Origin of the sequence: Mycobacterium gordonae (assembly GCF_001417955.2) — a bacterium.
Classification (GTDB): Bacteria; Actinomycetota; Actinomycetes; order Mycobacteriales; family Mycobacteriaceae; genus Mycobacterium; species Mycobacterium gordonae_B.
In genome coordinates, this window is sequence record NZ_LKTM01000233.1 from 1 (window position 1) to 872 (window position 872).

The following is an 872-nucleotide window of genomic DNA, read 5'->3' on the forward strand; positions in this document are numbered from 1 at the left end:
ACCAATACCCTGCCCTTCGCCGGCGGTGACGCGGGCAAAGGCGGTGCCGGCGGCACCGGCGGATGGGGTGGGGCAGGCGGGGCCGGCGGCACATTCGGCACTGCTGGTAACGGCGGCAACGGCGGGAATGGCGGCACCGGCGGGGTCGGCGGCACCGGTGGCATAGGCGGCTCCGGCGGCAGCATCTATCCCTACTCGGCAACTGGCGGCAACGGTGGGGATCCAGGTCTAGGTGGTCAGGGCGGCAACGGCGGCGCCGGCCTCACTAGCGGCCTAAACGGTGCCGCAGGCACCACACCCACCACCGGTGGTAACGGCGGAGCCGGAGGGCCCGGGGGGCAGCTCGCCAATGGTGACGGCGGCAACGGCGGCCGCGGCGGAAATGCCGGCCTGGTCGGTATCGGCGGAGTGGGCGGCGCCGGCGGCGATGGCGCTCCCGGCCACAACGGCGGCAACGGGGGAGGTGGTGGCGACGGCAGCTACGGAGGCCCCATCGGCGGCCTCGGAGGCGACGGCGGGCAAGGCGGGGCCGGCGGGGCCGGCGCGAACGGCGGCAACGGTGGATATGGCGGCTCGGGCGGTAGCGCGGCTCCGGGCACAGGTGGCGCTGGTGGCACGGGCGGCAAGGGCGGCACTGGCGGTGTGGCCGGCGACGGGGGTCTAGGTGGGACCGGCGGCCAGGGTGGTATGGGCGGCGACGGCGCATCCGGCAAAGCCGGGCAGACAGGCTGGGGCGAAGCAGGTAGTGATGCCGGGACAGGAGGACAGGGCGGTCAAGGCGGCACCGGTGGGCTCGGTGGCGGCAAAGGCGGCGTCGGCGGCTCCGGAGGATGGGGCGGAAAGGGCGGCAACGGTGGCTCCGGCGCGAATAG

1 pseudogene is annotated in these 872 nt (G+C 75.1%); it reads left to right on the plus strand.

The window, feature by feature from the left end:
* A pseudogene (locus AO501_RS38180) lies at positions 1-872 on the plus strand (PE family protein); the annotation flags it as partial.